At 66.3% G+C, this 7790-nt stretch carries 7 protein-coding genes; 5 read left to right on the forward strand and 2 right to left on the reverse strand.

Going from position 1 to position 7790, the window contains the following annotated elements:
• The 3 genes from WA317_RS05170 to WA317_RS05180 form a co-directional block, all read left to right on the forward strand.
• The coding region (locus WA317_RS05170; RefSeq protein ID WP_425172019.1) for an enoyl-CoA hydratase at window positions 1-513 on the forward strand (513 nt) is incomplete at its 5' end.
• A gap of 20 nt (window positions 514-533) precedes the next feature.
• Entirely contained in the window at window positions 534-2162 is a 1629-nt protein-coding gene (locus WA317_RS05175; RefSeq protein ID WP_425172020.1) for an ABC-F family ATP-binding cassette domain-containing protein, read from the forward strand.
• A 90-nt stretch (window positions 2163-2252) separates the two neighbouring features.
• Window positions 2253-2444 (forward strand): helix-turn-helix domain-containing protein, encoded by a 192-nt coding sequence (locus WA317_RS05180; RefSeq protein WP_425172021.1) that lies wholly within the window; start codon window positions 2253-2255, stop codon window positions 2442-2444.
• A 143-nt stretch (window positions 2445-2587) separates the two neighbouring features.
• Here the strand turns inward: WA317_RS05180 and WA317_RS05185 are convergent, their stop codons facing one another.
• A complete protein-coding gene (locus WA317_RS05185; RefSeq protein WP_425172022.1) occupies window positions 2588-3151 on the reverse strand; it encodes a TetR/AcrR family transcriptional regulator in 564 nt (187 codons plus the stop codon).
• A 114-nt stretch (window positions 3152-3265) separates the two neighbouring features.
• A complete protein-coding gene (locus WA317_RS05190) occupies window positions 3266-6091 on the reverse strand; it encodes an aconitate hydratase (RefSeq protein WP_425172023.1) in 2826 nt (941 codons plus the stop codon).
• Between the two features lie 194 nt (window positions 6092-6285).
• Here WA317_RS05190 and WA317_RS05195 point away from each other — a divergent pair, with 194 nt between their 5' ends.
• Both WA317_RS05195 and WA317_RS05200 read left to right on the forward strand, forming a co-directional pair.
• Complete coding sequence (locus WA317_RS05195) at window positions 6286-6864, forward strand: DUF6676 family protein (protein WP_425172024.1); 579 nt, start codon at window positions 6286-6288, stop codon at window positions 6862-6864.
• A 202-nt stretch (window positions 6865-7066) separates the two neighbouring features.
• Window positions 7067-7790 (forward strand): coiled-coil domain-containing protein (locus WA317_RS05200; RefSeq protein ID WP_425172025.1); only part of this gene is annotated, 724 nt, incomplete at its 3' end.

Raw genomic sequence — 7790 nt, forward strand, 5'->3', positions numbered from 1 at the left:
CGGCTGCACCAGCCGGTGATCGCGGCGGTCAACGGCGCCGCCATCGGCGGCGGGCTGTGCCTGGCGCTGGCGGCCGACATCCGCGTCGCGTCGACGGGTGCCTATTTCCGGGCGGCCGGCATCAACAACGGGCTGACGGCCAGCGAGCTCGGGCTCAGCTATCTGCTGCCGCGGGCGATCGGCTCGTCCCGCGCCTTCGAACTGATGCTCACCGGCCGCGACGTCGACGCCGAGGAAGCCGAGCGCATCGGGCTGGTGTCCTACCGGGTGCCCGACGAGCAGCTGCTCGACACGTGCTACGTGCTGGCCGAACGGATCGCCTCGTTCTCCCGGCCCGGGACCGAGTTGACCAAGCGCACACTGTGGAGTGGACTGGACGCCGCTAATCTGGAAGGGCACATGCAGGCCGAGGGGCTGGGACAGCTCTTTGTCCGACTGCTCACCGCCAACTTCGAAGAAGCGGTCACTGCGCGCGCCGAGAAACGACCGCCGGCGTTCACCGACGATAGATAAGTCCGCCAGAGGAGAGTGACGTGATCACGGCAACGGACCTTGAGGTCCGCGCTGGCGCGCGCACGTTGCTTTTCGCCGACGGTCCGGCGCTGCGTGTGCAGCCCGGCGACCGCATCGGCCTTGTCGGCCGCAACGGCGCGGGTAAGACCACAACTCTGCGCATCCTGGCCGGTGAGAGCGAGCCTTACGCAGGGACGGTGAGCCGGACCAGCGAAATTGGCTACCTGCCGCAGGACCCCAAAGAGGGTGACCTCGAGCTGCTGGTCCGCGACCGGGTGTTGTCGGCGCGCGGGCTGGACACGCTGCTCACCGACCTGGAAAAACAGCAGGTGTTGCTGGCCGAGGTCGCCGACGACGCCGCGCGTGACCGCGCGATCCGCCGATACGGCCAACTCGAAGAACGGTTCGCCGCGCTGGGCGGTTACAGCGCCGAAAGCGAGGCCAGCCGCATCTGTGTGAGCCTGGGACTGCCCGAACGGGTGTTGACCCAGCCACTGCGCACCCTCTCGGGCGGGCAACGCCGCCGAGTCGAGTTGGCGCGCATCTTGTTCGCGGCATCGGAAGGAGGAGGCAGCGGCGCACCGACGTTGCTGCTGGACGAGCCGACCAACCACCTCGACGCCGACTCGCTGAGCTGGCTGCGCGATTTTCTGCGGTCGCACACCGGTGGGCTGGTGGTGATCAGCCACAACGTCGACCTGCTGGCCGACGTCGTCAACCGGGTGTGGTTCCTCGACGCCGTCCGCGGCGAAGTCGACGTCTACAACATGGGCTGGCAGAAGTACATCGACGCCCGTGCCACCGACGAGCAGCGCCGCCGCCGTGAACGCGCCAACGCCGAGCGCAAGGCCGCGGCGCTGCGCGCGCAAGCCGCCAAGCTGGGCGCTAAAGCCACCAAAGCCGTTGCGGCGCAGAACATGGTGCGGCGTGCTGACCGCATGATGGCCGCACTCGACGAGGAGCGGGTGGCCGACAAAGTAGCCCGCATCAAGTTCCCCACCCCGGCGCCGTGCGGACGCACACCGCTGGTCGCCAAAGGCTTGACCAAGACCTACGGTTCGCTGGAGGTGTTCACCGGCGTCGACCTGGCTATCGATCGCGGTTCGCGCGTGGTGGTGCTGGGACTCAACGGCGCGGGTAAGACGACGCTGCTGCGGTTGCTGGCCGGCGTGGAGAAACCCGACCGCGGGGGACTGGAACCCGGGCACGGTATGAAACTCGGTTATTTCGCGCAGGAGCACGACACGCTCGACGACGCTGCGACGGTGTGGGAGAACATCCGCCACGCCGCGCCGGATTCCGGTGAACAGGAGTTGCGGGGCCTGCTCGGCGCTTTCATGTTCAGCGGCGCACAGCTCGACCAGATGGCCGGCACGCTTTCCGGTGGGGAGAAGACCCGGCTGGCGCTGGCCGGACTGGTGGCGTCGACCGCCAATGTGCTGCTGCTCGACGAGCCCACCAACAACCTCGATCCCGCCTCACGCGAGCAGGTACTGGACGCACTACGCAGCTACCTCGGTGCGGTGGTGTTGGTGACGCACGACCCCGGAGCCGCGGAGGCGCTCGACCCGCAGCGCGTCGTACTGCTGCCCGATGGCACCGAAGACCACTGGTCTGAGGAGTATCGCGAATTGATCGAGCTGGCCTGACCGGTGCGGCAAACGATTTCGCCGAATCCTGTCCCGCGACGCCGATGACTTCCTAGGCTGACCGTGTCTTGGGGACCACGGAGGGCGCCGATGGAAAACATCAACAAGAACCGCGACCAGATGCTCGACGAGTTACGCAGCGCCTACGAGGGCGGGGCGAGCATTCGAAACCTGGTGGCTACCACCGGAAAATCGTACGGATCGATCCACAGCATGCTGCGTGAATCGGGCACCACAATGCGCAGTCGCGGCGGTCCCAACCACCGCACGCGCTCCCGCTAGCGACCTCGCGGCGCCCGGCCGACTGCCGTCGCGAGCGTGCGTGTTTGCACACGACACGCCGTACCCGAGCGGCACGCTATGCACGCTCGCGCAGGGCAGCGCAAGGCAGGGGCACGCTGCGCAGGGCAGGGCGCACGACAGCCCTAACCCAGCCGCACCGAGCGCTCGACCAGGTCGAGCACGGCATCAAGGCGCCGTGGGTCTTCTCCAGAGGCGAGTCGCGCCACCAAACCGTCCAGCACCAAATCCAGGTAGCACTGCAACACGTCGCCGGGCACGTCGTCGCGGACTCGTCCGGCCTGCTTCTGACGGCGCAGCCGATCGGTCGTCGCCGCGGCCAGCTCCGCCGAGCGCTCCGTCCAACCCCGCAGGAACGCGGGATCGTTGCGCAGCTTCCGTGCGATCTCCAACCGGGTCGCAAGCCAATCGAATTGCTCAGGCGCAGCAAGCATGTCGCGCATCACCTGAATGAGGCCTTCGCGCGAGGCCACGGCGGCCATCCGCTCGGCGTCCTCACGCGCCAGTTCGAAGAACAATGTGTCCTTGTCCCGGAAGTGGTGAAAAATCGCACCGCGCGACATGCCGACGGCCTGTTCGAGCCGGCGTACCGTCGCCTTCTCGTAGCCGTATTCGGCGAAGCAGCGACGCGCGCCGTCGAGGATCTGGCGGCGGCGAGCCGCCAGATGGTCCTCGCTGACCTTGGGCACGGGCGGACTACATCTTCCGGTGGCGACCCGCTGCGCCCGGCTTCGCCGCGCTTGCGATCGCCACGGTTCTGGTGTGACGACCCGCTGCGCCGGGCTTCGCCGCGCTTGCGATCGTCACGAGCCGGACTTCAGCATGTTGCGCAGCACGAACTGCAGGATGCCGCCGTTGCGGTAGTAGTCCGCCTCACCGGGTGTGTCGATGCGCACCACCGCGTCGAACTCCACATCCCCGCCGCCGGCGGCTTTGGCGGCCTTGACGTGCACCGTCTTCGGTGTCTTGCCGTCGTTGAGGGCTTCGATGCCGGTGATGTCGAACACCTCGGTGCCGTCGAGCCCCAACGACTCGGCCGACTTGCCCTCAGGGAACTGCAACGGGATCACGCCCATGCCGATCAGGTTGGATCGGTGGATGCGTTCGAACGACTCGGCGATCACCGCGCGCACACCCAGCAGGCTCGTACCCTTGGCCGCCCAGTCACGTGACGAACCCGACCCGTACTCCTTACCGCCGAGCACCACCAGCGGAATGTTCTTCGCCGCGTAGTTCTGCGCCGCGTCGTAGATGAACGCCTGCGGCCCGCCATCCTGGGTGAAGTCGCGGGTGTAGCCGCCGGAGACGTCGTCCAGCAGCAGGTTGCGCAACCGGATGTTGGCGAAGGTGCCGCGGATCATCACCTCGTGGTTGCCGCGCCGGGAGCCGAAGGAGTTGTAGTCCTTGCGCTGCACGCCGTGCTCGTCGAGGTATTGCGCCGCCGGGGTGCCCGGCTTGATGCTGCTGGCGGGGGAGATGTGGTCGGTGGTGACTGAATCGCCCAGCAGCGCCAGCACCGGTGCGCCGGTGATGTCTTTGACCGGTTCGGGGTCGGCGGGCATACCCTCGAAATACGGCGGCTTGCGCACGTACGTCGAATCGGCGTTCCACTCGAAGGTATTGCCGCTCGGCGTGGGCAGATTGCGCCACCGCTCGTCGCCCTTGAACACATCGGCGTAGTTCTTGACGAACATCTCCTGGTTGATCGCCGACGCGATGGTGTCGGAGACGTCCTTCTGCGACGGCCAGATGTCTTTCAAATAGACCTTCTCGCCTTCTTCATCTACGCCCAGCGGGTCGGAGTCGAAGTCGAAGTCCATCGACCCGGCCAGCGCATAGGCGACCACCAGCGGCGGCGACGCCAGGTAGTTCATCTTGACGTCCGGGTTGATGCGGCCCTCGAAGTTTCGGTTGCCGCTCAACACTGCGGTGACCGAGAGGTCGTTGTCGTTGACCGCCTTGGAGATGTCCTCGGGCAGCGGTCCCGAGTTGCCGATGCAGGTGGTGCAGCCGTAGCCGACCAGGAAGAAGCCCAGCTTCTCCAGATATGGCCACAAACCGGCCTTTTCGTAGTAGTCGCTGACGACCTGCGACCCAGGCGCCATCGAAGTCTTCACCCAGGGCTTCGACGCCAGGCCCTTCTCAACAGCGTTGCGGGCCAAAAGCGCAGCACCGAGCATCACCTCGGGGTTGGAGGTATTCGTGCAGGAGGTGACCGCGGCGATCACCACCGCCCCGTGGTCGACTTCGAATTCGCCGAGTTCCTCGGACTTCACCCGCACCGGGTTGCTGACCCGTCCGTTGGCATGCTCGGCGGCGGACGCCACCGCGGGGACGTCGTCGGCGTGGCCGTTCGACGTCGACCCTGGGTCGCTGGCCGGAAACGACTCGTCAACCGACTCGTCCAGCTTCGAGTACTCATTCTTGTCGGGGTCGTCGCCGACGTAGTCGGGAATGGTATTGCGGAATGCGGATTTGGCGTCCGACAGCGCGATTCGGTCCTGCGGCCGCTTGGGCCCCGCGATCGACGGGACCACTTCGGACAGGTCGAGCTCGAGGTATTCCGAGAACTGCGGCTCATGCTCCGGGTTGTGCCACAGGCCCTGCTCCTTGGCATAGGCCTCGACCAGCCCAACCTGCTCGGGCTTGCGGCCGGTGAATCTCAGGTATTCGATGGTCTCCTGATCGATCGGGAAAATCGCTGCGGTGGAACCGAATTCGGGACTCATATTGCCAAGGGTGGCCCGGTTGGCCAGCGGAACCTCGGCCACGCCCTCGCCGTAGAACTCCACGAACTTCCCGACGACGCCGTGCTTGCGCAGTATCTGGGTGACGGTGAGCACGACGTCGGTGGCGGTGACGCCGGGCTTGATCTCGCCGGTGAGCTTGAAGCCGACAACCCGCGGGATGAGCATCGACACCGGCTGACCGAGCATGGCGGCTTCCGCCTCGATGCCGCCGACACCCCAGCCCAGCACGCCGAGTCCGTTGACCATCGTGGTGTGCGAGTCGGTGCCGACGCAGGTGTCGGGGTAGGCCACTCCATCCCGTTGCATCACGACACTGGCGAGGTATTCGATGTTGACCTGGTGCACGATGCCGGTGCCCGGCGGCACCACCTTGAAGTCGTCGAACGCGCCCTGGCCCCAGCGCAGAAACTGGTAGCGCTCGCCGTTGCGCTGGTATTCGATTTCCACGTTGCGCTCGAAAGCGTCTGCGGTGCCGAACAAGTCGGCGATCACCGAGTGGTCGATCACCAGGTCGGCCGGCGCAAGCGGATTGACCTTGTCGGGATTTCCGCCGAGGTCGGCGACGGCCTCCCGCATGGTGGCCAGGTCGACGATGCACGGCACGCCGGTGAAGTCCTGCATCACCACCCGGGCCGGCGTGTACTGGATCTCGATGCTGGGCTCCGCCTTAAGATCCCAGTTGGCGATCGCCTCGATGTGCTCCTTGGTGATGTTTTTGCCGTCTTCGTTGCGCAGCAGATTCTCGGCGAGGACTTTGAGGCTGTAAGGAAGTTTGCCGACATTGGGCACGGCGTCGAGGCGATAGATCTGGTAGCTCTGGTCTCCGACTTCCAGGGTGTCGCGGGCACCGAATGAATTCACCGACTCTTGGCCAGTCATACCAACTCCCAGATTTAGTTCTAGCCGCCGGCGAGGCGGTGCCGACGTTCCGCTGACACTTTAACAGTACGCTTGTCCTGCATTTCCGCGGGACAGGTGATTGTCCCAGTCTGGTCCGTGCGGCCGCCCGCTGTCACGCCCCAGCCCGGCCCGGACCGGGTGTCCCCTGCGCGAATCACGTACCGTCTTGGTCCGTGACCGCACCGCACCCGCCGGAATACATACCGCGTGAGGTCTGTGCAGCCGTCGGCCTCGACTTGTCGGCACCGCCCGACCAGTGCATGGCCATCGTCAAAGCCACCGTCGCAGCCGACGGCATCTTCGCGCCGCCGCCCGACGTCCCGGGACTTCGTCAAGTGGTCAGCGACGCCGGCCGTCACGGCATCAACCTCAAGGTCGTGGTGCTCGACCACAACCCGCCGAACGACCCGCCGCTGCGAGACGTCGCCACCGTGGTCGGATCGGGCTACCCCGATGCCACGGTGCTCGTGCTCAGCCCGTCGTTCGTCGGCTCCTACAGCATGCACTTCCCGCGCTCTACGCTGGAGAACGGCGAAGACAACGCCAAGACCGGCAACCCGGTGGTGTCGGCGCAGAACTTTCTGCACCAACTGACCACTCCGCAGTTCCCGTGGACCGAGTTCACCATCGTGGTGCTGATCGGGGTGCTGTCCGCAGCTATCGGCACTCGCATCGCCCAAGTGCGCGGCAAGCGGTCGGCCACAGCGCCCGGTACCGCAGCGGGCGCTGATCCGTCGCCAGCCGAGAGCTGACCTCGAATCGCCGCGTAAATCGTCGCGGCGGGCCGCTCAGGTCACCGTTCGATCACGAACGGCAAACAGACGCGGCTGTATCTGTGACGAACGTTTCTATCGCTCGAGAAGTGACCTATGGTGCCAATGTTACTCATGTTGAAGTGGCGCTTGAGCGGCTGGCGCCGTTGGTCCACGTTCAGCCATAGGAGACCTGAGTCGAATGATGCCTACCTATCGCGGCTGGTGTTTACGGCTGGCCGCGCGGCTGGGTGGGCCTGCCGTGGCTGTGGTGGTGAGCGCGGCCCTGTTGCTCTGCACGCCCGGACTGGCTGCGGCTGACCCGGGCCCGAACGCACTTGCAGCCCTAATCGCCGACGTCGCTCAAGCCAATCAGCGTCTGCAGGACCTGCGCGGCGCCATCGAGACCCAGCAGGAAAGCGTCAACAAAGCTCTGGTCGACGTGCAATCCGCACGCGACAACGCCGCCGACGCCCAACGCCAAGTCGACGTCAGCGGGCAGGAGGTCCGCGATGCCAACGCCGCGATCGCCGCGGCCCAGCAGCGGTTCAACACCTTCGCGGCGGCCACCTACGTCAACGGGCCGTCGGACAGCTACCTGACCGCAGCCAGCCCCGACGACATCATCTCCACCGCATCGGCGGGCCGGACCCTGGCGGCCAGCTCACAGCAGGTGATGGTCAACCTGCAGCGCGCCCGCACCGAGCAGGTCAACACGCAGTCCACCGCACGGCTCGCCAAGCAGAAAGCGGACCGGGCCGCTACCGACGCCCAGTCCAGCCAGGACGCCGCCGTCGCGGCGCTCACCACCGCCAAACGCACCTTCACCGAACAGCAGGCGGATGTCGACCGGCTGGTGGCGCAGCGCGACGCGGCTCAGGCCAAACTCGACGCGGCCCGCAACTGGTCGCTGCCCGCCGCAGGCC

It is taken from the genome of Mycobacterium sp. (assembly GCF_049802695.1).
In the GTDB taxonomy this organism is placed as follows: domain Bacteria; phylum Actinomycetota; class Actinomycetes; order Mycobacteriales; family Mycobacteriaceae; genus Mycobacterium.